The organism is Pseudomonas sp. Tof1, from assembly GCF_055390395.1.
Map to the genome: position 1 here is coordinate 2,867,225 of NZ_AP024344.1, position 25,279 is coordinate 2,892,503.

The 25,279-nt window shown below is 66.5% G+C and carries 21 protein-coding genes and 4 pseudogenes; 15 read left to right on the plus strand and 10 right to left on the minus strand.

Annotated features, from left to right (window positions below; all coding sequences use genetic code 11):
• Nucleotides 1-139 precede the first annotated feature (139 nt).
• Nucleotides 140-388: a DUF1652 domain-containing protein gene (locus ACZ5KU_RS13305; protein ID WP_054056758.1), complete on the plus strand. Its 249-nt coding sequence runs from the start codon at nt 140-142 to the stop codon at nt 386-388.
• A gap of 6 nt (nt 389-394) precedes the next feature.
• On the opposite strand, the gene ACZ5KU_RS13310 is transcribed toward ACZ5KU_RS13305, so the two are convergent.
• Together ACZ5KU_RS13310 and ACZ5KU_RS13315 are read right to left on the minus strand one after the other, a co-directional pair.
• Nucleotides 395-1,297, minus strand: coding sequence for a bifunctional 5,10-methylenetetrahydrofolate dehydrogenase/5,10-methenyltetrahydrofolate cyclohydrolase (locus tag ACZ5KU_RS13310; protein WP_054056747.1), 903 nt, complete (start codon nt 1,295-1,297; stop codon nt 395-397).
• Between the two features lie 258 nt (nt 1,298-1,555).
• Nucleotides 1,556-2,599 (minus strand): LLM class flavin-dependent oxidoreductase, encoded by a 1,044-nt coding sequence (locus ACZ5KU_RS13315; RefSeq protein ID WP_054056748.1) that lies wholly within the window; start codon nt 2,597-2,599, stop codon nt 1,556-1,558.
• Between the two features lie 370 nt (nt 2,600-2,969).
• On the opposite strand from ACZ5KU_RS13315, the pseudogene ACZ5KU_RS13320 reads away from it, so the two are divergent.
• Nucleotides 2,970-3,854: pseudogene (locus tag ACZ5KU_RS13320) on the plus strand (cache domain-containing protein); the annotation flags it as partial.
• A 306-nt stretch (nt 3,855-4,160) separates the two neighbouring features.
• A pseudogene (locus tag ACZ5KU_RS13325) lies at nt 4,161-4,760 on the plus strand (methyl-accepting chemotaxis protein); the annotation flags it as partial.
• A gap of 51 nt (nt 4,761-4,811) precedes the next feature.
• Here the strand turns inward: ACZ5KU_RS13325 and ACZ5KU_RS13330 are convergent.
• Nucleotides 4,812-5,297 (minus strand): flavin reductase family protein, encoded by a 486-nt coding sequence (locus ACZ5KU_RS13330; protein ID WP_054056759.1) that lies wholly within the window; start codon nt 5,295-5,297, stop codon nt 4,812-4,814.
• A 324-nt stretch (nt 5,298-5,621) separates the two neighbouring features.
• Between ACZ5KU_RS13330 and ACZ5KU_RS13335 the strand changes: the two genes are divergently transcribed.
• Entirely contained in the window at nt 5,622-7,019 is a 1,398-nt protein-coding gene (locus tag ACZ5KU_RS13335) for a purine-cytosine permease family protein (protein ID WP_464737298.1), read from the plus strand.
• A 202-nt stretch (nt 7,020-7,221) separates the two neighbouring features.
• Here the strand turns inward: ACZ5KU_RS13335 and ACZ5KU_RS13340 are convergent, their stop codons facing one another.
• Nucleotides 7,222-7,500, minus strand: coding sequence for a putative quinol monooxygenase (locus ACZ5KU_RS13340; protein WP_054062367.1), 279 nt, complete (start codon nt 7,498-7,500; stop codon nt 7,222-7,224).
• Between the two features lie 121 nt (nt 7,501-7,621).
• The gene (locus ACZ5KU_RS13345; protein ID WP_464737299.1) at nt 7,622-7,945 is read right to left on the minus strand and encodes a hypothetical protein; all 324 of its coding nucleotides are present in this window, start codon (nt 7,943-7,945) and stop codon (nt 7,622-7,624) included.
• A gap of 170 nt (nt 7,946-8,115) precedes the next feature.
• Between ACZ5KU_RS13345 and ACZ5KU_RS13350 the strand changes: the two genes are divergently transcribed.
• From ACZ5KU_RS13350 to ACZ5KU_RS13360, 3 genes and pseudogenes are all read left to right on the plus strand, one after another.
• Nucleotides 8,116-8,826: an STN domain-containing protein gene (locus tag ACZ5KU_RS13350; RefSeq protein WP_464737300.1), complete on the plus strand. Its 711-nt coding sequence runs from the start codon at nt 8,116-8,118 to the stop codon at nt 8,824-8,826.
• Nucleotides 8,823-9,367: pseudogene (locus ACZ5KU_RS13355) on the plus strand (RNA polymerase sigma factor). Before ACZ5KU_RS13350 ends, ACZ5KU_RS13355 begins: the two are co-directional and overlap by 4 nt.
• Before the next feature lie 37 nt (nt 9,368-9,404).
• A complete protein-coding gene (locus ACZ5KU_RS13360) occupies nt 9,405-10,355 on the plus strand; it encodes a FecR family protein (protein WP_054061535.1) in 951 nt (316 codons plus the stop codon).
• A gap of 39 nt (nt 10,356-10,394) precedes the next feature.
• Here the strand turns inward: ACZ5KU_RS13360 and ACZ5KU_RS13365 are convergent, their stop codons facing one another.
• Together ACZ5KU_RS13365 and gspH are read right to left on the minus strand one after the other, a co-directional pair.
• The gene (locus tag ACZ5KU_RS13365; protein WP_054061533.1) at nt 10,395-11,003 is read right to left on the minus strand and encodes a prepilin-type N-terminal cleavage/methylation domain-containing protein; all 609 of its coding nucleotides are present in this window, start codon (nt 11,001-11,003) and stop codon (nt 10,395-10,397) included.
• Nucleotides 11,000-11,454, minus strand: a pseudogene (gene gspH, locus ACZ5KU_RS13370) (type II secretion system minor pseudopilin GspH). The gene ACZ5KU_RS13365 and the pseudogene gspH overlap by 4 nt, the downstream one beginning before the upstream one ends.
• A gap of 151 nt (nt 11,455-11,605) precedes the next feature.
• Between gspH and ACZ5KU_RS13375 the strand changes: the two are divergent.
• On the plus strand, nt 11,606-12,037 hold the full coding sequence (locus ACZ5KU_RS13375) for a general secretion pathway protein GspC (protein WP_054062364.1): 432 nt from the start codon (nt 11,606-11,608) through the stop codon (nt 12,035-12,037).
• On the opposite strand, the gene gspI is transcribed toward ACZ5KU_RS13375, so the two are convergent.
• Nucleotides 11,997-12,410, minus strand: coding sequence for a type II secretion system minor pseudopilin GspI (gene gspI, locus ACZ5KU_RS13380; protein ID WP_416773481.1), 414 nt, complete (start codon nt 12,408-12,410; stop codon nt 11,997-11,999). The two genes, ACZ5KU_RS13375 and gspI, sit on opposite strands and share 41 nt — an antisense overlap.
• A 330-nt stretch (nt 12,411-12,740) precedes the next feature.
• Here gspI and gspG point away from each other — a divergent pair, with 330 nt between their 5' ends.
• The 7 genes from gspG to gspF are packed head-to-tail and all read left to right on the plus strand — an operon-like array spanning nt 12,741 to nt 20,860.
• The gene (gene gspG, locus ACZ5KU_RS13385; protein WP_054062362.1) at nt 12,741-13,190 is read left to right on the plus strand and encodes a type II secretion system major pseudopilin GspG; all 450 of its coding nucleotides are present in this window, start codon (nt 12,741-12,743) and stop codon (nt 13,188-13,190) included.
• An 8-nt stretch (nt 13,191-13,198) separates the two neighbouring features.
• Nucleotides 13,199-14,173: a type II secretion system minor pseudopilin GspK gene (gene gspK, locus ACZ5KU_RS13390; protein WP_416773175.1), complete on the plus strand. Its 975-nt coding sequence runs from the start codon at nt 13,199-13,201 to the stop codon at nt 14,171-14,173.
• A complete protein-coding gene (gene gspL / locus ACZ5KU_RS13395) occupies nt 14,170-15,330 on the plus strand; it encodes a type II secretion system protein GspL (RefSeq protein ID WP_464737301.1) in 1,161 nt (386 codons plus the stop codon). Before gspK ends, gspL begins: the two co-directional genes overlap by 4 nt.
• Nucleotides 15,323-15,865, plus strand: coding sequence for a type II secretion system protein GspM (gspM, locus tag ACZ5KU_RS13400; RefSeq protein WP_416773177.1), 543 nt, complete (start codon nt 15,323-15,325; stop codon nt 15,863-15,865). Before gspL ends, gspM begins: the two co-directional genes overlap by 8 nt.
• Nucleotides 15,862-18,246: a type II secretion system secretin GspD gene (gene gspD / locus ACZ5KU_RS13405; protein WP_416773178.1), complete on the plus strand. Its 2,385-nt coding sequence runs from the start codon at nt 15,862-15,864 to the stop codon at nt 18,244-18,246. Before gspM ends, gspD begins: the two co-directional genes overlap by 4 nt.
• On the plus strand, nt 18,243-19,649 hold the full coding sequence (gene gspE, locus ACZ5KU_RS13410; protein WP_416773179.1) for a type II secretion system ATPase GspE: 1,407 nt from the start codon (nt 18,243-18,245) through the stop codon (nt 19,647-19,649). Before gspD ends, gspE begins: the two co-directional genes overlap by 4 nt.
• Nucleotides 19,649-20,860 carry a type II secretion system inner membrane protein GspF gene (gspF, locus tag ACZ5KU_RS13415; RefSeq protein WP_054061237.1) on the plus strand — a complete coding sequence of 404 codons (1,212 nt, stop codon included), beginning with the start codon at nt 19,649-19,651 and terminating at the stop codon, nt 20,858-20,860. Before gspE ends, gspF begins: the two co-directional genes overlap by 1 nt.
• Before the next feature lie 72 nt (nt 20,861-20,932).
• Here the strand turns inward: gspF and ACZ5KU_RS13420 are convergent, their stop codons facing one another.
• On the minus strand, nt 20,933-24,025 hold the full coding sequence (locus ACZ5KU_RS13420; RefSeq protein WP_054061238.1) for an efflux RND transporter permease subunit: 3,093 nt from the start codon (nt 24,023-24,025) through the stop codon (nt 20,933-20,935).
• 2 nt (nt 24,026-24,027) lie between these two features.
• The gene (locus ACZ5KU_RS13425; RefSeq protein ID WP_273824089.1) at nt 24,028-25,185 is read right to left on the minus strand and encodes an efflux RND transporter periplasmic adaptor subunit; all 1,158 of its coding nucleotides are present in this window, start codon (nt 25,183-25,185) and stop codon (nt 24,028-24,030) included.
• Nucleotides 25,186-25,279 lie beyond the last annotated feature (94 nt).

The following is a 25,279-nucleotide window of genomic DNA, read 5'->3' on the forward strand; positions in this document are numbered from 1 at the left end:
TAGCGTGACGGGGTTCACATTTCCTTAAAGTGGTGAGCCAGGAACGGTTCCAGACCGTCACGCCGCAGGCACTTTGCGGCAGGTGGTCTACGCTGGTTCGGCAAGAGCTGCCTTGAGCTCGCCTTCAGGGATGACCGCCATGCTTCCAGAACGTGAACTGTGCCAGATCATTGAGTCCGGTTTTCTCCCGTTGTCCTGCACCTGCACCGCCAACGGCAGCGGTGCGCTGATGATCAAGATCTTCGATCCGGTGTCCGGACGCGTGGACCTTCAGCTCAATGGTGTCGCCATCAGCAGTTTCACCAGCATCAGGTCGGTCGCCAACTTCATCGGCGAACTGCGCACCGAGATGCAGGCTGGGCGCCGGGCCTTTGCCGGCGCCCTCTAGGCGCGATCAGCCCGCTACTGCGGCGAGGGGGCGGCGGGCGCCTTGCAGGTGGGTGGCGATCACGGTGTTCTTCAGCAGGTAGGCAATGGTCATCGGCCCGACGCCGCCCGGCACCGGCGTAATCGCGCTGGCCACTGTGCGCGCGCTGGCATAGTCGACATCTCCGACCAGCCGCGCACCCGCTTCGGTTTCAATGCGGTTGATCCCCACATCGATCACCACGGCGCCTGGCTTGAGCCAACTGGCGTCGACCAGCTGCGGCCGCCCGACCGCGACCACCACGATATCGGCCAGGCGGCACAGGGCGGCGGCGTCGACGCTGCGCGAGTGGATCACGCTGACCGAGCAGTGGGCCTGCAGCAGCAGGGTGGCCATCGGCTTGCCGACGATGTTCGAACGGCCGATGACCACCGCGTGCAAGCCACTGATGTCACCGCAGGTTTCCTGCAGCAGGCGCATGCAGCCGCTCGGTGTGCAGGGCGTCAGCACTTCGGCACCCTGCACCAGGGCGCCGACGTTTTCCCGATGAAAGCCGTCCACGTCCTTGATCGGGTCGATGGCGTGGATCACCGCCTGTTCCTCGATGTGCGCCGGTAGCGGCAATTGCACCAGGATGCCGTTGACGGTCGGGTCGGCGTTGAGTTCGGCAATCAGGTGCAGGACCTCGGCCTGGCTGGCGCTGGCCGGCAGGCGATGCTCCAGGGAGCGGATACCGGCTTCCCCGGCACGCAGCAGCTTGTTGCGCACGTAGACATGACTGGCCGGGTCGTCGCCGACCAGCAGCACTGCGAGGGACGGCACGACACCTTGCCCGGCCAGGGCCGCGACATCCTCGCGGACTTCTTCGAGTACCCGGGCGGCAATGGCCTTGCCGTCGATATCGCGGGCGAGGGGAAGGGGATTGCTCATGGAATGCGTCACCGTCGTCTGTAGCCAAAAGATCGCCAGCGCCTCGGGGCAAGGCCCGGGGCGCTGGCGGAGTGACGGGAATATAGCACCTGCGCAGCGGCCGGCGGTGTGACATAGCGCAGCAGCCTGGCCGGAAAATCACACCCCTGTGACGAGAGAAACTCCTCTGGGGGAGCGGGCTTGCCCGCGAAGCTTCTGGCGCACTCGAGAGCGCCTTCGCTGGCAAGCCAGCTCCCGCAAGGGGGGCTATGGAGGACTTCAGCGGAACGCCGGCACCACGTGCTGGATGAACAGCTCCAGGGACTTCTTCTTCTCGGCATGCGACAGGCTGTTGTCACACCAGAAGCTGAACTCGTCGACCCCCAGTTCCTGGTAGTAGCGCAGGCGGCAGATGATCTCCTCCGGCGTGCCGATCATGGTGTTGCGGCGGATGTTCTCCAGTTCGAACTCCGGGCGCTCGGCGAACTTCTCTTCCGGGCTCGGGGCCAGGAACCCGTTCTGCGGCACCTGCTTGTTGCCGAACCAGGCATCGAAGGTGCGGTAGAACCGGTTGATCGCCGTGGCGCCGACTTTCCAGCCTTGCGGATCGTCCTTGGCGTGCACGTGGGTGTGGCGCAGCACCATCAGTTGCGGCCGTGGCACGCCGGGGTTGTTGTCCAGCGCGGTCTGGAACTTGTTCCTCAGGTCCAGCACTTCCTCGTCGCCCTTCATCAGCGGCGTGACCATGACATTGCAACCGTTGGCCACGGCGAAGTTGTGCGAGTCCGGGTCGCGGGCGGCGATCCACATCGGCGGGTTGGGCTGCTGGACCGGCTTGGGCACGCTGGTGGAGGTCGGGAATTTCCAGATCTCGCCATCGTGGGCGTAGTCGCCTTGCCACAGGGCACGGACCACCGGGACCATCTCCCGCAGGGCCAGGCCTCCGGAGGAGGCCGGCATGCCACCGGCCATGCGGTCGAATTCGACCTGGTAGGCGCCACGGGCCAGGCCGACTTCCATCCGGCCGTTGCTGATCACATCCAGCAGGGCGCATTCGCCGGCGACCCGCAGCGGGTGCCAGAACGGCGCGATGATGGTGCCGGCGCCCAGGCGGATGGTGGTGGTACGGGCCGCGAGGTAGGCCAGCAGCGGCATCGGGCTGGGCGAGATGGTGTATTCCATCGCGTGATGCTCGCCGATCCACACGGTGCTGAAACCACCGGCTTCGGCCATCAGCGTCAGTTCGGTGAGGTCTTCGAACAGTTGGCGGTGGCTGACGCTTTCGTCCCAGCGTTCCATGTGCACGAACAGGGAAAATTTCATGACGCTTACCTCGGGTCTCTTGTAGTTGGCCGGTCGACTGCGGGCCTGTTGCCTGGATGGCGCGCGGGGCGCTGCCGGATATGTTCAAGCGGGTTCGAGTCGGCCAGAGAAACTGGCTCATCGATAGGTTATTGGTATACCATAATATGGAATGTCTGCAAAAGTTTTCTCACCGACGATTCGCACTCACCTGACAAGGAACGCGTCCTACCCGATGAACATAAAACAAAAACTGATCCTGGCATTCGCCGCAATTGCCGCCTTGCCTGTCATCCTCGTGGCAGTCCTGATCATCATCAACCTGCGCAACGAGGCCCGCGAGGCGTTCCTGGACAGCAGTGGCCGGGAAATCCGCCAGGTCGAGAACGCCATGCAGCTGTTTTTCGAGGGCATCACCCAGAACGTCGAGTTCCTCGCCGAAGCCCCTCAACTGCACAATGTGGATGGCCAGCTCAAACGCTATCTGGATGCCGAGGCACCGAAAGTCGCCATGGGCGAGCAGGACCAGCAGGTGTTCCGGCTGTTCGCGCAATTGGCCAAGAGCCATCCGGCCTACAGCTATCTGTCCCTCGGTACCCGTGAGGGCGGCTATGTGTTCTGGCCGGGCGATCCCAATCTCGCCAACTATGACCCGCGTACCCGTCCCTGGTACCAGGCGGCCATGGCCCAACCGGGCAAGACCCTGCGCACCGGTGCCTACTACTGGGCTGCGGATAACGTGGTGCTGGTCAGCACGGTGCGCAGTTTCGCCAATCGCCTGGGCGAGCAGGGCGGGGTGGTCAACATCGACGTTTCGCTCAAGCAACTGACCGACCTGGTCAAGCAGATCCGCCTGGGGGACAGTGGCTACCTGATGCTCACCGAAGGCAGCGACAAGGTCCTGGTGGACCCGCAACAGCCCGAGCACAACTTCAAGAACCTCAGCCAACTGGGCGATGGCTACGCGGCCCTGGCCAAGGCCGGCAAGGGGCTGGTCGAGGTCGAACTGGCCGGCGAGCGCTACATGGCCAACGTCCAGCCTTCCGAGGCCCTGGGCTGGCGCTTCGTCGGCCTGGTGCGCGAAAGCGAGGTGATGGCCGGCGTCACACGCCTGACCTGGATCATCGCCGCCATCGCGGTCGTCTGCGCCGTGCTGTTCGCCTTTGCCGGGGCGTTTTTCGCCGGCCTGATCGTGCGGCCGATCCGTGGGGTGGCCAATGGCCTGGAGGGCATCGCCCAGGGCGAGGGTGACCTGACTGCACGGCTGCAGGTGCGCGGGCGCGATGAAACCGCGCAGCTGGCGGGCTGGTTCAACCAGTTCCTGGAAGCGATCCGCAGCCTGATCCAGCGTATCGGCGAGGCGGCGGTGCAGATCCACAGCACCTCCGGCAGCACCACCGCGGTCTCCCGGGAAATGGCCGAGGTCGCCGCGCGCCAGCGCGAGGCGGTGGACATGGTCTCGACCGCCTTCCATGAAATGGTCGCCACCTCCAATGAGGTCGCGCGCTCCTGCAACCAGGCCGCCGACTCGGCGGACAACGGCCAGCGCCAGGCCCACAGCGGGCAGAAGCAGATCGAGACGGCGGTGAACAAGGTCGACCGGCTGAGCCAGGAGATCGGCCTGTCGGCCGAGGCCATGCAGCAACTGGCGCAGGACAGCAATGACATCCAGTCGATTCTCGGCACCATCCGCTCGATTGCCGAGCAGACCAACCTGCTGGCGCTCAACGCGGCGATCGAAGCCGCCCGTGCCGGTGAGCAGGGTCGCGGTTTTGCCGTGGTCGCCGACGAGGTGCGGGCGCTGGCCAAGCGCACGGCCGACTCCACCGGTGAGATCGATGAGCTGCTCGGCACCCTGGCCCGTCGTACCCACCAAATGGGCCAGCAGATGCACGCCAGCCTGGAGGTGTCCCAGGAAACCGTGGTGTCGATCAATGAGGCGCGGGCCAGTTTCGAGCTGATCCGTGAGTCGGTGGACGTCATCCGCGACATGAACACCCAGATCGCCACGGCGGCCGAAGAGCAGCACCAGGTGGCCGAGGACATCAACCGGCACATCAGCCAGATTCATGGCGATGCGCAGTTGGTGGCGGATCTGGCGGACTCGACCAGTCAGGATGCGCAGAACCTGACGCACCTGTCCGAGACCCTGAATCAGTGGGTCCGGCGCTTCCGGACCTGAGGCGGGGGACGCGGCGGTGCCCACGGGCACTGCCGCAGCGAGGCCGGTCGATCAGGCCACGGCGGGCAGAGAGCCCATCTTGCCGTGGCAATACACCAGCGGGCCGCAGTCACGTTGCGGCACGATCAGGTTCTTCACCGCGCCGACCATGATCGCATGGTCGCCACCCTCATATTCACGCCACAGCTCGCACTCGATGATCGCCGTGGCGTTGCCCAGCAGCGGGTTGCCCAGCTCGCTCAGGCTCCACTCGATGCCCTGCGCCTTGTCCTTGCCCTTGCGGGCGAAGGCATAGGCCTCCTTCTGCTGGGCTTCGGACAGCACGTGGATGGCGAAACGCTTGCTCCTGATCAGGTGCGGGTACGAGTCGGAGCTGTAGTTGGGGCAGAACAGCACCAGCGCCGGTTCCATCGACAGCGAACTGAAGGCGCTGGCGGTCAGGCCGACGATCTGGCCGTCGTCGTCCAGGGTGGTGATCACGGTGACACCGGACGGGAACGAGCCCATGACTTGCTTGTAGAGGGTTGCGTCGATCATTGGAGAAACCTCGGCCGCCGCCAGCGGCATTTTTTGTTGAATTATTGTCTGATGGTATACCGTAATTCTGTCTTTGCAAGGGCTTTTTCAGGAGGCCGACAAACGTTTAATCATTGACGAAATCCCAATGTTTACGGGGCTTTCAGTTGATTCTACCGGGTTTTTTCGGAGTAGAATTGCGGATCAGATGCCGTCAGGAAATGCGGATCAGTCTTGTGGATTTTTTGGAATACCATAATATGGTGTTCATTGGGCGGTGCCGTAGAGCACCCCCGGGTTTGGCTTCGTACAAAGATAAGAACAGACAGAACCGAGTTCATGACTATGTCCCAGCAAGATCCGTTGATCGAACAGCATACGGTCGACTACGTGCCGTTGGCCGAGCGCCATGGCCAGGCGCGTGACCTGTTTACCCTGTGGTTCAGTACCAATATCGCGCCCCTGCCGATCGTCACCGGGGCGATGGTGGTGCAGGTGTTCCACCTCAACCTGTTCTGGGGGTTGGTCGCCATCGCCCTCGGGCACCTGGTCGGCGGCCTGGTGATCGCCCTGGCATCGGCCCAGGGGCCCAGGATGGGCATTCCGCAGATGGTCCAGAGCCGCGGCCAGTTCGGCCGTTACGGCGCGTTGCTGATCGTGTTCTTCGCGGCGGTCATCTACATCGGCTTCTTCATTTCCAATATCGTCCTGGCGGGCAAGTCGATCACCGGGATCGTGCCGTCGATGCCGATGTCGGCCAGCCTGCTGATCGGTGCCCTGGGCGCCACCGCCATCGGCGTGATCGGCTACCGCTTCATCCACAGCCTGAACCGCCTGGGTACCTGGGTCATGGGCGGCGCCTTGCTGGCCGGGTTCATCTACATCTTCGCCCACGACCTGCCGGCGGACTTCTTCAGCCGGGGCGGTTTCAACCTGTCCGGCTGGGTGGCCACGGTATCGCTGGGGGTGATCTGGCAGATCAGCTTCTCGCCCTATGTCTCCGACTACTCACGCTACCTGCCGGTCGACATCGGCATCAGCCGGCCGTTCTGGGCGACCTACCTGGGCGCGTCCCTGGGGACCATCCTGTCGTTCTCCTTTGGCGCGGTGGCGGCACTGGCCACGCCCGAGGGCACCGAGGCGATGCTGGCGGTCAAACAGGCCACCGGCTGGCTGGGGCCGATCCTGATGGTGCTGTTCCTGCTCAACATCATCAGCCACAACGCGCTCAACCTGTATGGCGCGGTGCTGTCGATCGTCACCTCGATCCAGACTTTCGCCGGGCACTGGACGCCGAGCATCAAGGTACGGGTGCTGTTGTCCGGGGTGATCCTGGCAGGTTGCTGCCTGGTGGCGCTGGGCGCTTCGGCGGACTTCATCTCGCACTTCATCGGCCTGATCCTGGCGCTGCTGCTGGTGCTGGTGCCGTGGGCTTCGATCAATCTGATCGACTTCTACCTCATCAAGCGCGGGGCGTACGACATTGCCTCGATTTTCAGTGCGGATGGGGGGATCTACGGGCGCTTCAATCTGCATGCGATCGTGGCGTATTTCATCGGGATTCTGGTGCAGTTGCCGTTTGCCAACACGTCGCTGTATGTCGGGCCCTATGCCAATCTGGTCGAGGGGGCGGATCTGTCGTGGCTAGTGGGGTTGGTGGTGACTTGTCCGCTGTACTACTGCCTGGCGACGCGGACTCGCCAGGAGCGGGTCGGGGTGGGGCGGTTGGGGGTTGCCGACTGACCTCCACTCAGCCTGCCGGGAACGGGGCCGAAGATCAAAAGCTTCGCGGGCAAGCCCTGCTCCTACAGTTTGGTGGTGTACACGAGTGTGTACGACATAGCCCTGTAGGAGCAGGGCTTGCCCGCGAAAGCGTCATCACGGTCACTGCAAAATTCCCAGGCTTCTCCCTGCTGCCTGCTTCAAAGCGCTGCTGGCACCGACTTCAGTGCTGCAGGTCGATGCGCCAGGCCAGTCGGGTGCCGAGCAGGTCGATGAAGCCTTGCAGGGCCGGCAACTGGAAATGCGCCTGCAGCGCTGCGGCGGACTGCCAGTGGCCGGTGACGGTCCACTCGCCGGGTTCGCCCGCGCAAGTCACTGCGTAGTCCAGGCAGCCGGGGGCATGGCGCAGGGTTTCGGCCAGCGTTTCCAGGCGCCGCCCGAGTTCGGCGCTGCACCCCGGGGCGGCCTTGAATCGAAGGGTATTGGTCGCCTGGACAGACATTGGCGGTTCTCCTGTTTGGACGGCCCCCGATAAGCAGGGCGGCGTGAACAAGAGTAGAGGCGGTAGGCGAGCGCACCTATAGCCAATTTCCGGCAAAACCCACGGGCCAATTGCGGCGGTGCTACTGGCCCGAAACCGGCCGCTGCGGCTTGACCGAGGTGCCGAAGGTATTGCCCATGCGTATGTGGGTGGCGGCTGGCGTGGCCAGGCCGGCCTGGTTCGGCGCCTTTGTGCGGATATCCGGGTTCATCGCTTCCAGGTTGCGGCGCCTGGCTTCGCGGTTTTCCGGGCTGCTCATCTGCTGGCTCAGACACGGGTAGTCCGGTGCCTTGTAGCCGTCGACGCTGACTTCGAGGCAACCGCTCGGCTCGCCCTGTGCGGCGTGGCCCAGGCCGGGCAGGGTGGCGAGCACAAGCATGCTGGCAAGACGTGAAAGGGCTTTCATGTGGCCTCCTGGCTGACCGCGCGACGGCGGTCCTGGTGCCCTGAAGTCTAGTGCAAAGCCCGGCCGGCCTGGGTGATGGTTTTTTTGCGGCGACCGTCATACCAGGTTCATAAACAGCCCTCAGGATGACGGTTTTCAGGGACACGTCAGCAGTGCAGGGACTTCGATCCGTGGCCGTGCGTCTGTCGTTTTTTCGCCTGGGTCCGCTACTCATCGCCCTGGCTGCGCTGCTGGCCGGGCAGGCGCCCGTCTGCCTGGCGGCCGAGCCGCTGAAGGTCGATCCACAGGCCCGTGTCGAGCTCGATATCGCTGCCCAGGACCTGGCCGGTGCGCTGGATGCCTTCAGTCGCCAGACCGGCATGGCGGTGCTGGTCGACCGCGACCTGACCCGGGCCCGCCGCTCCCTGGCGGTGCACGGCCACTACCGGGCCGGCGAGGCCCTGGCCCTGCTGCTCACCGGCAGCGGGTTGATGGCGCGTTATGCCCGTGCCGACGCCTTCACCCTGCAGGTGGCCCAGGTCAGCGAGTCGTCGGCCCGGGCGCCGGCCGGCAAGGGCGGGGCCCTGGCCGGCAGTTACGCACGGGCGATCCAGCAGGCCATCGAGCAGGCCCTGTGCGCCGTCCCCTTGACCCGTCCCGGCACCTACCGGGCGGTATTGCAGGTCTGGATCGGCCAGGACGGTGCCCTGCAGCACAGCCGTCTGGTCAGTTCGACCGGGGATGTTCAGCGCGATGGGGCGCTGGTCGAGCGTTTGCGTACGGTGCGGGTCGAGCGTTCGGCCCCGTCGTCGCTGCGCCAGCCGGTGACCCTTCTTTTAACACCGGATTCAGCAGGAACGAGCATGGATTGCACAGCACCAAAGGGAGCCGCTGGGGTATGAAGAATATCGGGCACAGTCCGATGGTCCGGTTGTTCCTGACCTCCTACGACGATTTCAAGCTGCGCCTGCGCCGCCGGCTGGGGTCGGAGGAGTTGGCCAATGACGTGCTGCATGAGACCTACCTGCGGGTCGACCGCATGGAGCCGCCGCTGAACCTGACCCAGCCCAACGCCTACCTGTACCGCATGGCCCTGAACATCGCCGCCGACCGCCGCCAGGCCGATGCGCGCCTGCTCACCGGCGAAGAGGTCGAGGAACTGCTGCACCTGAGTGACGAGGCCCTCGACCCGGAGCGGGTGGTCGGTGGCCAGAAGGAGATTCAGGCGCTGCTCGACGCGTTGTACGAACTGCCGGCCCGACGCCGGCGGATCTTCATCGCCGCCCGCCTGGAGGAGGCGCCTCACCTGGAGATTTCCCAGCGTTTCGGTATTTCCACGCGCATGGTCGAGAAGGAACTGAAGGCCGCCCTGGGGCATTGTGCGGCCCGTCTGGAAAGAAAAGTGATTCAGCGGTTCGGTCCCGGGCGGGAAAACCGTCTTAGTCATACATCAGCGAAATCTTCGTGAGTATCTGTGCGCTTGAACACGACTTCCATCACCCCATTGCGGGCCGGCCCGAGCGCCCGCCTGCAGAGCGAAGCCCGGGATTGGCTGATTCTCCTGACCTCCGGCCAGGCCACCGTCGCCGATGCGCGGGCCTTGCGCCAATGGTGCGAACAGAGCCCCGAGCACGCCCGGGCCTTCGAACAGGCCAAGCTTTTGTGGCAGTCGCTCAAACCGGCTCTCGAACACCAGCAGCATCCACCACGGGCCCGGCATTTCGGGCGCCGGGCCTTCCTGGGGGGGGCGATTGCCGCATCGGCGGCGTTTTTCCTGGTCCGCGGCACCGTGCCGGGCGGTTTCTCCGGCCTGGGGGCGGACTATCGCACCGAGGTCGGCGAGCAACGGCGCGTCGACCTCGCCGATGGCGTCAGCCTGGAGCTCAACACCCAGACCCGGATCAACCGGCTGCCATCGGATAACGGTGATGCGCGGATCGAACTGCTCAGCGGCGAGGTCGAGGTGTTGGCACGGGCCCGGGCACCGGTCAAGGTCCAGGCCGGCGGCGGGCTGATGACGGCCGAACAGGCGCGCTTCAATCTGCGCAACCTCGACCAGAGCGTCTGCGTCACCTGTATCGAAGGCACCCTGACGGTGGAGGTGCTGGGCCGGCGTTTCCGCCTGGAGGGCGGCCGGCAACTGGTGTACGACACCCGCCAGGCCGGCGAGCCGCAGACTGTCGACCCGACGGCAGTGATTGCCTGGCGCAACAGGATGCTGGTGTTCAACGATGCGACCCTGGCCACGGTGATCAGCGAGATCAACCGCTATCGACCGGGCATGCTGGTGCTGCTCAACAGCGAACTGGGCAAGCGCAAGGTGCAGGCGCGGTTCAGCCTGGATCAGTTGGCGGGGGTGGCGTTGCTGATTCGCGATGCGTATGGGGCCAAGTGCACCGAATTGCCGGGTGGGGTGGTGTTGCTCAGTTGAGTATTGTGGCCCCGCCCATCTTCCGCCCACTTCCCGGATTCACTCCAACGGCCCCAACACCTGCCGATAGCGCTCCACGCCTTGTGGCGTATCCCGCACCAGGCTGATCTCCAGCCCTGTCGGATTGTCCTGGCGATTGCCACTCAACGGCCGCCAACCCTTGCCCGGCTGCCACACCCGCAGCTCCATCGAGGTCACCTGTTCCAGCACCGCCACTCCGTCCTGCGGGGCCGGTAGCGGAAACCTCGAGTGCGCCTCTGCCGCCGACCGGTAAAGCGTCCCACCCTTCAACCACCAGCGCACCCGTTGCAGGCGGCCATCCTGCTGCGGCGACGCGCGAATCAGGTCCAGCCGAAAGCCCTTGCCCTCGGCGCTGCGCACGCTCAACGGAACTGGCCCGGCCGACGACGAAGGCGCCTGGTCGGGCGGCAGCGGTTCCACCAGCTCGATCCCGGCGCGCAGCGCCACGTCACGCTCCAGTTGGCCCAGTGCGGCCAGCAACTGTTGGGTCTGCGCGCTGCTGCGCCTGAGGTGTTCGTCGGTGCGATTGACGCTGTCCAGGCCACGCCAGGCAATGAGGCTGACCACCGCCATGAGCATGAGCGCGATCATCACCTCGATCAGGGTAAAACCGGCCTGGCGCTTCATTGCACGTGCACCTCGCCGTTGGCGCTGCGTACCACGCCAATGCTGTGCAGCCCATCGGAGAGCGACAGGCGCATGGGCTGGGCAATCCACTCGGCGTCGAGTATCAGGGCCTGTCGCGATCCCGTTGCACCTGTATCGACGCGCTCTGCCAGCGGGTCGGGCGCAGTTGCGGGTCACCGTCGAACTGCTCCTTGCCGCCCTGGCCATCGGTACGGATGAACTGGTAGCCCTGGCGGTCGCTCAGCCAGAGAATCGGCCGGCCATCGGCGCGGGCTTCGGCCTGGGCCACCTGGATAGCCTGGGCCAGGCGCTCGGCATCCTTGCGCAAGAGTTGCCGTGGGTCGGGCCGGATACTCAGGCTGATGGCGGCGCTGGCGATACCTACGATCACCAGCACCACCATCAGTTCGATCAGGGTGAAACCCGCCTGGGCGGGGCGTAGGGCATCCATTCGACAAGGCTCCTCGAGGCTGGCTCCATGCTGCCTGGCAAAGATGATGGGCGTGTGAAATAAAAACGTGAGAATTGCCCGGTAGGCTGTTCGGACGTGCCCCTGTGGGCCCTTCGTTGTGGCGCAGACCGATAGAAAAGGAGCCTCAAGCATGCAATGGACCCCGCGCTTTTCCCCGGTGCAGATCGTTCAGTCGGCGGCCCTGCTCGCCGCCCTGGCCGGTGTGCTGGTCTGGTCGACGCTGCTGCTGACGCCGGCCGTGTCCCAGGTGCCCGCGGCTCAGCCGGCGGTGGCGGCGACGCGCAGCGACAATCCGGCCTTGCAGTGGTTTTCCAACCAGCCGGTCCGGCTCGACATCAAGGTCTCCGGGGTGATGGCCAGCTCGCGTGGCGCGGTGGCGATCCTCAGCCTGAACGATGGCCCGCCGCGCAGCTTTCTCGCCGGTGAGCGGCTGGGCCAGGGCGTACGGCTGCTGGCGATCGAGCGCGACGGCATTCTGATCGAGCAGGGCTCGCAGAAGTTGCACCTGGCGGTGACCCGGCTCAGCGAAGCGCCGTTCCTGCCGCAACTGACCCGGCCTTGAGGTCGGGCAGGCTCATCAGGGTTTCCAGGCGCGCCAGCGGCGGCCCTTCGTGGCGCCGGTCCACTACCAGGATCTCGACCCGCCACAGCCGTGGGCTGCCAGCCGGGCCGATGGTCTGATCACAGCGCAGGGCCAGGCGGCCCTGATCGCACTCGAAGGACTTGCGTCCCGTGCCCAGCCGACCCTCCAGGCGCAGCTCGGCCAGCCGGCTCTGGGCAGCCAGCAGGGCCACGGAGCGATCGCGCAGCAGGCCGTTGCTCTGGGTCATCAGACCGGCCACGCGCACCGCGGCGGACATCGCCACGGCGATGATCGCCAGCGCCACCAGCACTTCGATGAGGGTGAAGCCTTGTTGGCGGAACGGGCGCTGCATGGGCTGTCTCGACATGGGGAAGCGAGTCCGGAGCCTAGGCTATGTATGAAATCGCTTGAAACTTGGTTATGCGGCGTTAAAAACCGGCTCGGAATGCTCATTGACAACCAGTCAAGTCGGGCGCGACCCCGGGCGTTCCTCGCCGGTTTTTGCCTTGCCTAACCTGCGTTTCAAACAATTTCGTGCACAGCCTAGCGTGCCTGTTTGACCGCTTGCTGACCAAAGCTCCCGAGTTTTTGCCCGGGCGATTCACCCGAGGATTTTCAATATCGGTGACATATCTTCTTGCAACAATCCGCCGCGAATCGAATCAAGCCAAGGACTGTCGAGATGGATATCGCGCGTATCAATTCCCGTTCCAGAGGTCGTCGGGCACAGCAGGGATTCACGCTGATCGAGATCATGGTCGTGGTGGTCATCCTCGGGATTCTCGCCGCCATGGTGGTGCCCAAGGTCCTCGACCGGCCCGACCAGGCGCGGGCCACCGCGGCCAGGCAGGACATCGGCGGGTTGATGCAGGCGCTCAAGCTCTACCGCCTCGATCACGGCAGCTACCCGAGCCAGAACCAGGGCCTGAAGATCCTCGTCGAGCGGCCGGCCAACGCCAAGGACAGCAACTGGCGCTCCTATCTGGAACGCTTGCCCAACGACCCCTGGGGACGTCCTTACCAATACCTGAACCCGGGCGCCAACGGTGAAGTCGACGTGTTTTCCCTCGGTGCCGACGGCCAGCCGGACGGTGACGGGGTCAATGCCGATATCGGCTCCTGGCAGTTGTAGTCGCGGTCATGAAGGCTCATTCCCCGATGGCCGCGAAGCAGGAGGGCATGGCGATCATCAGCGCGCTGCTGATCGCCGCAGTAGTGGCGGTGATCGCCGCCGGCATGCTCACCCGCGAGACCGTGTTCACCCGCAGCCTGGAGGCCGAGCAATCGCGGGTCCAGGGCGCCTGGCAGTTGCGTGGCGGCCTCGAAATCAGCCGCCAACGGCTGTGGGAGGCCCGCCAGCGCGACCCTCTGACCCACCAGGCCCAGGCCTGGGCCCGGCCGATCCTCGGCGAACGTGGCGGCCAGTTCGACGGCCACCTGGAGGATGAGCAGGGCAAGTTCAACCTGCGCAACCTGGTGCGCGACGAGCGCGTCGATGACGAACAGATGGAGGGTTTTGCCCGCTTGTGCGAAATGCTCGGCGTCAAGGCGGCGGTCGCCCAGCGCATTGCCCAGCGGGTGATCAGTTCCTACCCGCGCCTGCCGAATCCGCAGCGCCAGGCCGCGGCGAAGGTGCAGGGCACCTTCGACAGCGGTCGCCTGACCTCGCCGGGAGCTGCCGACAAGCCGCTGCCCGCCAGCCGGCCGATGCTGCGCAGCCTGGATGACCTGCGCAGCGTCGACGGCGTGGACGACGAGACCCTCGCCCGGCTGGCGCCCCATGTGACCATCCTGCCGGCCAACACCTGGGTCAACGGCAATACCGCCAGCGCCGAGGTGCTGGCTTCCCAGGTGCCGGGTTTGTCGCCGCAGCGGGCCCGGGGCCTGATCGGCGAGCGTGATGCGGGGCAGTGGTTCATCAACCGTGGCGACTTCGTCAACCGCCTGCGCATGCCGCAAGTGGCGGTTGCCGACATCAAGGTCGGTATCACCAGCGAGTGGTTCCTGCTGGTCGGCCAGGTACGCAACGACCGGCGCCGGGTCAACCTGGCCGCGTTGCTGCACCGTAGCGAACTGGAAATGCCCCAGGTGATCTGGTCGCGGGTGGGCGTATGAGCCTCTTGCGTATCGTCCTGCCGCCCTTGCAGGCGCTGGAACTCGACAGCCCGCTGGCGTTCGCCCGGCTCGACCGCCAGGGCCGGCTCGCTGAAACCGGCCGGGCCAACCTCAGGCAGTTGGGGCAGGCCAACCAGGGCGTGGCCGTGGAATGTTACCTGCACCCGCAGGACAGCCTGCTGGCCAGCCTCGAACTGCCGGCGCTGCCGCCAGCGAAGATCCGCGCGGCGGTCGACTGCGCGGCCCAGGCGCTGATCCTCGGCGCCTGCGAGTCGATGCACATCGCCCATGGCCCGCGCGATGCCCAGGGCCGGGTGCCGGTCGCCTGGTTGCCACGGGAGGTGCTCGAACGTTTCGGCGCCCTGGTGCGCCAGGCCGGTCTGGGCCTGCGTGGCCTGTATCCGGCGGCCTATTGCTTGCCGGTGATTGCCGGCGAGCCGGTGCTGGAGGCCCGCGACGAGCATCTGCTGATTCGCCAGGGCGTGGACCTGGCCGAAGTGCACCCGGATATCGACCAGGCGCTGGCGCAATGGCAGGGCCGCGGCGAAGTGCTGCATTGGCTCGGTGAGGCGCCGACGGCGAATCCGCTGTTCCAGGCAGTGCCCGCCGAGCGCCGCTGGACCGGCCAGGCACCGGGCTGGGGGCTGCACGGTGCTCTGCGGCAGCCGGGCGCCAGTGCCGGTCACTGGGGACGGGCGCTGGCCTGCTGCGCGCTGGCGGTGGCGGTCTGGACCGTAGGCCTGAACCTCCACGCGGCGCGGCAGGCCGAGCAGGGCGAACAGCTCAAGGCGTGGATGGTGCAGCGGGTCAGGCAGGCCTTTCCGGCGCTGCCGGTGGTGCTCAACCCCTTGCAGCAGGCGCGCCAGCAGTTGGCCCGGCGGGAGGCCGGCGCTGCCGGCGACAGCGATTTCTCCCGGCTGGTACGCCAGGCCGGCCTGGCGATGCCGTTCGTGGTCGGCGGTGTGCAGGGCCTGGTGTTCGAAAACGGCGAACTGCACCTGAACCTGCTGCCCGACAACCGCAAGCCGGGGGCGGCCGGCGCCTGGCAGGCCGAACTGGCCCAGGCCGGGGTGCTGGCGAGCGCCGCCGCCGAGGGCTGGACCCTCAAGGCCCAGGCCGAACCGGGGCAACCGCTGGCGGAGACGGAAAATGAATAACCCCAGGTTGGCGCAGTACCGGGCCCGCTGGCAGGCCCTGTCGGCCCGGGCGCAGGGCTACTGGCGCAGTCTGGCGCCACGGGAGCGACGCCTGGTCGGCGGCATGGCCCTCGGCGTCTCGGGGCTGCTGGTCTGGCTGGTGCTGATCCAGCCGCCGTTGAAGAGGCTCGATTACTGGGCCGCCGAAACACCCAGGCTCAAAACCCAGGCCCAGACCCTGGAAGGCCTGCTGCAAGGTCTTGCCCGACCGGCCACCGCTGACCTGGAAGCGGGGCTGCGCGCCAGCCTCGAAGCCAGCGGGTTGTCCGGGCATTACCGGTTGCAGGGCCGTGGCGCCGGCTGGCTGTTGACCGTCGACGACGCACCGGCCGACGTGCTGCTGGACTGGCTGCTGGGCAAACCCCGCTCATTCTCCCTGGATGTGGTCGAGGCCCGCCTGCAACGGGCGGCCGCGGCCGAACCCGAAGGCTCGGCGGGCAGACTGTCGGGAACCGTTCGCATGGATCAGGCGCTTGGCGCTAAGGAAGCTTCATGAAGTGCTCAGGCTGGTTGTATGGGGTGCGCTGCCGCCAGGCGGCGGCCCCGTGGTTGCTGTTGGCATTGACCGCGTGCAGTAGCGGTACGGCGCCGCAGGCTCCGTTGCTGGCCGAAAGCGAACTCGGGCGGCCACTGGGTTCGACCGTGAAGAGCGGCGACGTCCTGGCGGAGCGGCAGCGGGCCCAGGCCCAGGCCGAGCAGCCGCGGCGCGTGTTGCATCCCGTGGGCAATTCGGCACGGGCCGGCCATGGGCCGGGCAAGGCGCTCCCGGCCAGCAACCCGCTGGGCGACCAGCCGGTGCAACTGAATTTCGTCGACGCCGATATCCAGGCGGTGGTGCGCGCCTTGTCGCGTTCCACCGGACGGCAGTTCCTGGTCGATCCACGGGTCAAGGGCAACCTGACCCTGGTCTCCGAAGGTGAGGTACCGGCCTACCGGGCCTACGACATGCTGCTCTCGGCCCTGCGCATGCAGGGCTTCAGCGTGGTCGATGTCGGCGGGGTCGCCCAGGTGGTACCGGAGGCCGATGCCAAGCTGCTCGGCGGACCGGTCTATAGCTCGGACAAGCCGGCGGAAAACGGCATGGTCACCCGAACCTTCCGCCTGCAGTACGAGAACGCGGTGAACCTGATTCCGGTGCTGCGACCGATCGTTTCACCGAACAACCCGATCAACGCCTACCCGGGCAACAACACCGTGGTCATCACCGACTACGCGCAGAACCTGCAACGGGTGGCCAGCCTGATCGCCAGCATCGACACCCCGAGCGCCATCGACACCGATGTGGTGAACATTCAGAACGGCATCGCCAGCGATATCGCCAGCATGGTCTCGGAGTTGCTGGAGAACCAGGGCAACGACCCGACGCAGAAAATCAGCGTACTGGGCGATCCGCGCTCGAACTCGGTGATCATCCGCGCCAGCAGCCCGGAGCGCACGCAACTGGCCCGGGAGTTGATCTACAAGCTCGACAACGCCCAGAGCAACCCGAGCAACCTGCACGTGGTGTACCTGCGCAACGCCCAGGCCGGCAAGCTGGCCCAGGCCCTGCGCGGGCTGCTCACCGGCGAAAGCGACAGCAGCGGCGAGGGCGACCAGACCCGGGCCATGCTCGGCGGCGGCAGTAACAGCAACAACAGCCAGAACGGCAGCCAGGTCAACAGCACCCCCCAGACCGGCAGCAGCACCAGCGGCAGCAATTCGCTCTACGGTCAATCCGCCCGCAACGGTTCCAGCCAGGCTTCCGGCACGGGGCCGGGCAAGGAGCAGAACCTGGCGTTTTCCGCCGGCGGCGTGACCATCCAGGCCGATGCCACCACCAATACCCTGCTGATCTCCGCGCCGGAGCCGCTGTACCGCAACCTGCGCGAGGTCATCGACCAGCTCGACCAGCGCCGTGCCCAGGTGGTGATCGAGAGCCTGATCGTCGAGGTCAGCGAGGACGAGGCCAACGAGTTCGGCGTACAGTGGCAGAGCGGCAACCTGGGGGGCAGCGGGGTGTTCGCCGGCACCAACCTGGGCGGTGCTGGCATTGTCACCACCGCCAAAAACAGCATCGACGCCTTGCCTCAGGGGCTGAGCGTCGGCGTGGTGCGCGGATCGGTGAACATTCCCGGGGTGGGGCAGGTGATGGACCTCAAGGTGCTGGCCCGTGCCCTGAAGAGCAAGGGCGGCTCCAACGTGCTGTCGACGCCGAACCTGCTGACCCTGGACAACGAAGTGGCGAGCATCTTCGTCGGCCAGACCATTCCCTTTGTCAGCGGCAGCTACGTGACCAACGGCAGCAGTTCGAGCAACAACCCGTTCCAGACCATCCAGCGCGAGGAGGTCGGGCTCAAGCTCAACGTCCGGCCGCAGATTTCCGAGGGCGGCACGGTGAAGCTGGACGTGTATCAGGAGGTCAGCAGCGTCGACGACCGCGCCACCGCGACGGCGGCGGGCACGGTGACCAAGAAGCGCGCGATCGACACCAGCATCCTGCTCGACGATGGGCAGATCATGGTCATGGGCGGCCTGCTGCAGGACGGCTACAGCCAGAGCAACGACGGCGTGCCGTTGCTGTCGAGCATCCCCGGCATCGGCGCGCTGTTCCGCCATGAGCGGCGCGACAGCAACAAGACCAACCTGATGGTGTTCCTGCGGCCGTACATCATCCGTGACGGCGCGGCGGGGCGGGCGATCACCCTGAACCGCTACGACTTCATCCGCCGTGCCCAGGGCAGCCTGACGCCGGAACGCAACTGGGCCTTGCCGGACATGCAGGCCCCGCAGTTGCCCAGTGCGGCCCACGCCATTCCGGGCTCGCAGCCGGTGCCCGTGCCGCAGGCACCCAGGCCGATCCGCGCGGTGCCGGTGTCGCTGAATGAGGCGCAGCCATGAGCGCATTACCGTACGCCTGGGCCAAGGCCCAGCGGCTGGTGCTGGTCGACGGCGTGCTCACCGCCTGTCCCTCGACCCCCGGCTGGGCCATCAGCGAGGCGCGCCGGCAGTTCGGGCCGGCGCGGCTGGAGCGCGTACGCGATGAGGAACTCGACAGCCTGCTGACCACGGCCTATGCCGACACCGGCAGCGCCGCCGCCGTGGTCGGTGCCGCGGAAAACGAGGTGGACCTCGACCGGCTGATGCAGGACATGCCGGAAGTCACCGACCTGCTCGACACCCAGGACGGCGCGCCGGTGATCCGCATGATCAACGCCTTGCTGACCCAGGCGGCGCGCGACGAGGCCAGCGATATCCATATCGAGCCGTTCGAGACCCATTCGGTGGTGCGCTACCGGGTCGACGGCACCCTGCGCGACGTGGTCTCGCCACGCAAGGCGCTGCACGGCGCGCTGGTGTCGCGGATCAAGATCATGGCGCAACTGGACATCGCCGAAAAACGCCTGCCCCAGGACGGCCGTATCGCCCTGCGCGTCGCCGGACGGCCGATCGACATCCGCGTCTCCACCGTGCCCACCGGCCATGGCGAGCGGGTGGTGATGCGCCTTTTGGACAAGCAGGCCGGGCGCCTGCAACTGGAAACCCTGGGCATGGACCCGGACCTGCTGGCCCGGCTCGACCACCTGATCCGCCAGCCCCACGGCATCGTGCTGGTCACCGGCCCCACCGGCAGTGGCAAGACCACCAGCCTCTACGCCGCCCTGGCCCGGCTCGACGCCAGCACCAGCAACATCCTCACCGTCGAGGACCCGGTGGAATACGACCTGCCGGGTATCAGCCAGATCCAGGTCAATGCCAGGATCGACATGACCTTCGCCCTGGCCCTGCGGGCCATCCTGCGCCAGGACCCGGACATCATCATGATCGGCGAAATCCGCGACCTGGAAACCGCACAGATCGCCGTGCAGGCCTCGCTGACCGGGCACCTGGTGCTGGCGACCCTGCACACCAACGATGCGGTATCGGCGGTCAACCGGCTGATCGACATGGGCGTGGAGCCGTTCCTGCTGGCCTCGTCGATGCTCGGGGTGCTGGCCCAGCGCCTGGTGCGGCGGCTGTGCCCACACTGTCGCCAGCCCGATCCGGCCACGCCGGGCACCTGGCGCCCGGTCGGCTGCAGCGCCTGCAGCCACACCGGCTACAGCGGCCGCACCGGCATCCACGAGCTGTTCTGCATCGACGACGAGATCCGCACCCTGATCCACCAGGGCGCCGGCGAGCAGGCGTTGCGCCAGGCGGCACGGGCGGCGGGCATGCTGAGCCTGCGCGAGGACGGTGAGCGCTGGGTCCGCGCGGGTGCCACGGCGCCGGAAGAAATCCTGCGTGTGACGAGGGACGCCTGATGAACCGCTATCGCTTCGAAGCGGCCGATGCCCAGGGCAAGATCGAGTCCGGCCATCTGGAGGCCGACAGCCAGGGCGCGGCCATGGCCACCTTGCGCGGGCGTGGGCTGACCGCCTTGTCGCTGCGGGCCGAAAGCAGCGACAGTGGCGAGACGGCCGGCGGGCTGTTCAGCGCAAAACTCTCGGACAACGACCTGGCTTGGGCCACCCGTCAACTGGCGAGCCTGCTGGGAGCGAGCCTGCCGCTGGAGGCGGCGTTGAGCGCCACGGTCGAACAGGCGGAAAAAAAGCACATCGCCCAGACCCTGAGTGCGGTGCGCACCGATGTGCGTAGCGGCATGCGCCTGGCCGACGCGCTGTCCCGGCGGCCCCGGGACTTTCCGGAAATCTACCGGGCGCTGATCGCCGCCGGCGAGGAATCCGGCGACCTGGCCCAGGTCATGGAACGGCTGGCCGACTACATCGAGGAACGCAACAACCTGCGCGGCAAGGTGCTCACGGCGTTCATCTACCCGGCGGTGGTCGGGCTGGTGTCGGTGGGCATCGTGATCTTCCTGCTCAGCTACGTGGTGCCGCAGGTGGTCAGCGCCTTTTCCCAGGCACGGCAGGACCTGCCGGGGCTGACCCTGGTGATGCTCAACGCCAGCGACTTCATCCGTGAATGGGGCGCGTTGTGCTTTGCCGGGCTGGCGGGGGCTTTCTGGGGCTGGCGGTTGTACCTGCGCCAGCCGACGGCGCGGTTGGGCTGGCATAGCCGGATCCTGCGGTTGCCGATGATCGGTCGTTTCGTGCTGGGGCTGAACACCGCACGGTTCGCCTCGACCCTGGCGATTCTCGGCGGCGCCGGGGTGCCGTTGCTGCGGGCGCTGGAGGCGGCGCGGCAGACGGTGTCGAACGACCGCTTGAGCCTGAGCGTGAGCGAGGCCACGGCGCGGGTCAGGGAAGGGGTGAACCTGGCGGCGGCGCTGAAGGTGGAGAAGGTGTTTCCGCCGTTGCTGATCCACCTGATCGCCAGTGGCGAGAAGACCGGTGCCTTGCCGCCGATGCTGGAACGGGCGGCGCAGACCCTGTCGCTGGATATCGAACGGCGGGCGATGGGGATGACGGCGTTGCTCGAACCGTTGATGATCGTGGTGATGGGCGGTGTGGTGCTGGTGATCGTGATGGCGGTGTTGCTGCCGATCATCGAGATCAACCAGTTGGTGCAATAACCGGGATTTATGCTGTCTGGTGGGGCCCCTTCGCGGATAAATCCGCGAAGGGGCCCCAGGTTCAGCGAAGCATCATGAAGCCTTGCGCCGCACCAGCTTCATCACCACCACGAAGAACACCGGCACGAACACCACCGCCAATGTCGCCGTGATCATCCCGCCGATCACCCCGGTGCCGATCGCCTGCTGGCTGGCCGAGCTGGCGCCGGTGGCGATCGCCAGCGGCACCACGCCGAGGATGAACGCCAGCGAGGTCATGATGATCGGCCGCAACCGCAGCCGCGCAGCCTGGACCGTCGCTTCCAGCAGGTCATGCCCCTCGTCGTACAGGCTCTTGGCGAATTCGATGATCAGGATCGCGTTCTTCGCCGACAGGCCGATTATGGTGATCAGCCCGACCTTGAAGAATACGTCGTTGGGCATCCCGCGCAAGGTCACCGCCAGCACCGCACCGAGCACCCCCAGCGGCACCACCAGCAGCACCGAGGTCGGGATCGACCAGCTCTCGTACAGCGCCGCCAGGCACAGGAACACCACCAGCAGCGACAGCGCCAGCAACATCGGCGCCTGGGCGCCGGACAGGCGCTCCTGCAACGACAGCCCGGTCCATTCCAGGCCCAGGCCCTGCGGCAGTTGCTGCACCAGCCGCTCCATCTCCTCCATGGCCTGGCCGGTGCTGTAGCCCGGTGCCGATTCGCCGGAGATGGCGATCGCCGGGTAGCCGTTGTAGCGGGTCAACTGCGCCGGGCCCTGGGTCCAGCGCGCCTGGACGAAGGCCGACAGCGGGACCATCTTGCCGTTGCTGTTGCGCACGTGGATCTTCAGCAGATCCTCGACCTGGGCACGCTGGTCGCCTTCGGCCTGGATCACCACCCGCTGCATGCGGCCCTGGTTCGGGAAGTCGTTGACATAGGCCGAGCCGACGGCAGTGGAGAGAATGCCGCCGATATCGGCGAACGACACGCCTAGGGCATTGGCCTGCTTGCGGTCGACTTCCAGTTGTACCTGCGGTGCTTCGGCCAGGGCGCTTTCGCGGACGTTGGCCAGCACCTTGCTCTTCTGCGCCGCTTCCAGCAGTTCGGTGCGCGCCTGCATCAGCGCCGGGTGGCCGACACCACCGCGGTCCTGCAGGCGGAACTCGAAGCCGCTGGAGGTGCCGAGGCCATCCACCGGTGGCGGCAGGACGGCGTAGGCCACCGCATCCTTCAGTTCGCTGAAGGCGATGTTCGCCCGCTCGGCGATGGCCGCCGCCGAATCCTCGGCACTGCGTTCCGACCAGTCCTTGAGGGTGGTGAAGGCCAACGCGGCGTTCTGCCCGCTGCCGGAGAAACTGAAGCCGAGAATCATCGTGGTGTCGCCCACGCCCGCTTCGCTGGCGTCATTGGCCTCGATCTGCTCGACCACCTTGACCGTGCGGTTCTTGCTCGCACCCGGCGGCAACTGGATGTCGGTGATGGTGTAGCCCTGGTCCTCCACCGGCAGGAACGAGGCGGGCAGGCGGCTGAACAGCAGCCCCAGCAGCACCACCAGCAGGCCGAACAGCAGCAGGTAGCGGCCGCTGCGCTTGAGCGCACTGACCACCCAGCCCTGGTAGCCGTCGCTCATCTGTTCGAAGCGCCGGTTGAACCAGCCGAAGAAGCCGCCCTTGGCGTGGTGCTCGCCCGGGGCGATCGGCTTGAGCAGGGTCGCGCACAGCGCCGGCGTGAGGGTCAGCGCGAGGAAGGCCGAGAACAGGATCGAGGTCGCCATGGACAACGAGAACTGCTGGTAGATCACTCCCACCGAGCCCGGCATGAAGGCCATCGGTATGAACACCGCCACCAGCACCAGGGTGATGCCGATGATCGCGCCGCCGATCTGGCCCATGGCCTTGCGGGTGGCTTCCCTGGGCGGCAGGCCTTCATGGGCCATGATCCGCTCGACGTTCTCCACCACGACGATGGCGTCATCCACCAGGATGCCGATGGCCAGCACCATGCCGAACATGGTCAGCACGTTGATCGAGAAACCCAGGGCCAGCATGGTGGCGAAGGTCCCCATCAGCGCCACCGGCACCACCAGCGCCGGGATCAGCGTATAGCGGATGTTCTGCAGGAACAGGAACATCACCGCGAACACCAGCACCATGGCTTCGAGCAGGGTGTAGATCACCTTGGTGATCGATACCTTGACGAACGGCGAGGTGTCGTAGGGGATCTTGTACTCCACGCCGGCCGGGAAGTAGCGCGCCAGTTCATCCATTTTCGCCCGTACCAGGGTCGCGGTCTTCAGCGCGTTGGCGCCCGGCGACAATTGCACGCTGAAGGCGGTGGTCGGCTTGCCGTTCAGGCGCGTCGAGTACTGGTACTCCTGGCTGCCGATCTCCACCCGGGCGACATCGCCGATGCGCACGGTGGAACCGTCCGGGTTGGCCCGCAGGACGATGTCGGCGAATTCCTGGGGCGTCGACAACTGGCCCTTGACCAGCACCGCCGCGGTGATTTCCTGGGTCGACGGCCCCGGCAGGTCGCCGATGCTGCCGGCCGAGACCTGGGCGTTCTGCGCCGCGACGGCGGCACTGACATCGGCGGCGGTGAGGTTGAAACCGACCAGCTTCTGCGGGTCGATCCAGATCCGCAGGGCGCGTTCGGCCCCATACAACTGGGCCTTGCCGACGCCGTCCAGGCGCTTGATCTCGTTCATCACGTTGCGCGCCAGGTAGTCGCTGAGCGCGGTGTCGTCGTACTGGCCGTCACTGGAGGTGAGGGTCGCCAGCAGCAGGAAGCCGGCGGACACCTTTTCCACCTGCAGGCCCTGCTGGGTGACGGCGGCGGGCAGCCGTGGCTCGACCGCCTTGAGGCGGTTCTGCACGTCGACCTGGGCCATTTCGGGGTGGGTGCCGGGCTGGAAGGTCGCGGTGATGGTGGCGCTGCCCAGGCTGCTCTGGGACTCGAAATACAGCAGGTGGTCGGCACCGTTGAGCTCCTGCTCGATCAGGCTGACCACGCTTTCGTCCAGGGTCTGGGCCGAGGCGCCGGGGTAGGTCGCGACGATTTCCACTTTCGGCGGCGCGACGTTGGGGTACTGTGCCACCGGTAGCTGCGGGATGGCGAGGACGCCGGCCAGCAGGATGAACAGGGCGACCACCCAGGCGAAGATCGGGCGGTCGATAAAGAAGTGCGGCATGCTCACTGTCCTTTGGACTGGGCGAGGGAAAGGGGGCTGTCATCGATCTGCACCGGCTCGCCGGGGCGGGCGTGCTGCAGGCCTTCGACAATGATCCGGTCACCGGGCTTGAGGCCGGCGTTGACGATCCAGCGGTCGTTCTGCGCGGCGCCGAGGCTCACCGATTGCAGGCTGACCTGCATGTTCCCGTCCACCAGCAGCACCTGCGGCACGCCGGCGCTGTCGCGCTGGATAGCCCGCTGCGGGATGCTGATGCCTTCGCGGTTGACCGCCTGTTCGACGCGCACCCGCACGAAGCTGCCGGGCAGCAGGTCGAGTTCCGGATTGGGGAACTCGCTGCGCAGGATCACCTGGCCGGTGCCCGGGTCGACACTGATGTCGGTGAACAGCAGCTTGCCCGGCAGCGGGTAGGCGCTGCCGTCGTCCTGGATCAGCGTGGCCTTGGCCTGGTTCTGCCCGACCTGCTGTAGCTGGCCGGCGCGGAAGGCCCGGCGCAGGTCGTTCAGTTCGCGGGTCGACTGGGTCAGGTCGGCATGGATCGGGTTCAACTGCTGGATCAGCGCCAGGGCGGTGGTCTCGTTCTGGCCGACCAGCGCGCCCTCGGTGACCAGCGCACGGCCGATACGCCCGGAGATCGGCGCGGTGACGGTGGCGTAGCCGAGGTTCAGCCGGGCCCGTTGCACCGCCGCCTGGTTGGCGGCGACGTCGGCGGCACTCTGGCGGGCGGCGGCCTGGGCGTTGTCGTAGTCCTGGCGGCTGATGGCGTTGCTCTCCACCAGTTCGCGGTAGCGCTGGTGCTGCAGCCTGGCCTGGAAGGCATTGGCCTCGGCCTTCTGCAGGGCGGCCACGGCGCTGTCCAGGTCGGCCTTGAACGGTGCCGGATCGATCAGGAAGAGCACGTCGCCCTGCTTGACGTCGCTGCCTTCCTGGAACAGGCGCTTGAGCACCACGCCGGCGACCCGCGCGCGTACTTCGGCGATCCGCGGTGCGGCAATGCGGCCGCTCAGCTCGCTGCTGATCGACAGGGGCTGGGTGTGGATGGTCTCGACCCGGACCTTGGGTGCGGGCATGGTCTCGGGCTCGCCGGCGGACCGGTCACAGGCGGTCAGCGCCAGGGCCAGCGCCGACAGGCAGAGCGGGGCAAACAGCTTCTTCAACATAATCGAGTCCCAATGATGACCCGGGCATGCTAAGGGCGGCCGTCAAGCGCTGCTGTGAAGCAATGTAGGTGGTTGGTGAAAAAGTGTGAAGCGA